The following is a 1,318-nucleotide window of genomic DNA, read 5'->3' as shown; positions in this document are numbered from 1 at the left end:
ATAAGAAGTGTATACCTGGAAGGATCAAGGGGTGACAGAGGGACGGGGGTCGTGTCACGTCCTGGATCGACATGACCCGTCCCTCCTGCATCGACCACTCCAAACGGTACCCGTTGCGAGGGAGGATGCTTTTCTCCCCGATTGCTAATATCAAAGCGCAAGAAGTGTTTGGCAATGGGTACTGTGGGCCGCTCCCGGCCTTGTGATCCCCGGACCAGCGTTCTTGCCATTTTATGCGCATCTAGTTTGTATAATATGATGAACTGTGCAGTGGTAGAGCACAGCGAAAGAAACGCTAGTAATTAGTTTAACCTGAAATCGGATGATGATTTTCTTACAGAGTTATACAAATTTTTAGGTTTTCGAGAGACTAATACCTGGATTCTTGCCACCAGAAAACAGCAATCATATTAAATCTTCACTGTAAAGCCCATGTCCACTTCATCTGCGGGCTTTCCGCCTCTTATGCCCCAGTTGTGCAGGGGAATTTCATTTAAAACAATAGTAATATCAGTAGCCGGTATGCCGGGGTTGCTTTCCAGATTACGACAGATAGCTGAATAAAGGTCTACTTTGGCGGCGCGGGTGCGCCCCTCGAACATATTAATTTCTATAATTGTATAGCAGTCAGTACGGGTATCGATATACTCAAAGTTTTCAGCATCCAGTTCGTATAAGCGCTGATTGCGATCATAATCTGGGATCTTTAGTGCTTCAACCAGTGCGTTGTGTACTCCGTCCATAAGAGCCTTTTTATACTCACGTTTTTTCCCCTGTAATATTTCAATTTTTACTAATGGCATATTAATGTCTCCTCTCATTTGTTAATATTAGCTCTAATAAGTATCTGACTGATTTCCCAGGTTTTTGTACCAAAAATATCAACCGGTTCCATAGTAAAGCCCATTGGGAATCAAAAATGAGGCCTACATGCTGGTAAAGGCCATTAGTTACAATCTCATGCTCTGGTTCAAAGAAGCCACCATGCCTGACGAGGTCAAAAACTGCCGTGCAAAAACCATCAGGCGCAAAGTGCTTTGTGTACCGGGCAACATCGTGGGTAATGGACGCTATAGACATATCCGTTTGGCTGCCAACAAGTGGCTGGAAACAGTGATCAATCAGGTCAAAACTAACCTGGGGGAATTTCTTTACCTGGTAGTCCAACGGCTGTACCCTATAAGATGCTGAAACACGACAAATAAGACTGTATTATAAACAAGATACGGATCTCAAAACATCCTATCGGAAACAGGGTGGTGGTTAATGTTACTCATTTTCCGGTTAATTAGCGGATAAAAAAGCAGTAGGGTAAATG

3 protein-coding genes are annotated in these 1,318 nt (G+C 43.7%); 1 reads left to right on the top strand and 2 read right to left on the bottom strand.

Going from position 1 to position 1,318, the window contains the following annotated elements:
- Both SSCH_RS20070 and SSCH_RS05750 read right to left on the bottom strand, forming a co-directional pair.
- On the bottom strand, positions 1-230 hold a 230-nt coding region (locus tag SSCH_RS20070; protein ID WP_232294248.1), incomplete at its 3' end, for a hypothetical protein.
- Between the two features lie 180 nt (positions 231-410).
- Complete coding sequence (locus SSCH_RS05750; RefSeq protein WP_044664638.1) at positions 411-803, bottom strand: tautomerase family protein; 393 nt, start codon at positions 801-803, stop codon at positions 411-413.
- A 103-nt stretch (positions 804-906) separates the two neighbouring features.
- On the opposite strand from SSCH_RS05750, the gene SSCH_RS05745 reads away from it, so the two are divergent.
- A complete protein-coding gene (locus SSCH_RS05745) occupies positions 907-1,191 on the top strand; it encodes a transposase (protein WP_156972124.1) in 285 nt (94 codons plus the stop codon).
- Positions 1,192-1,318: the final 127 nt, after the last annotated feature.

The organism is Syntrophaceticus schinkii (genome assembly GCF_000946815.1).
In the GTDB taxonomy this organism is placed as follows: domain Bacteria; phylum Bacillota; class DSM-12270; order Thermacetogeniales; family Thermacetogeniaceae; genus Syntrophaceticus; species Syntrophaceticus schinkii.
Note: the sequence above shows the minus strand (reverse complement) of the source record. Positions and strands in the feature narration are given on the sequence as shown.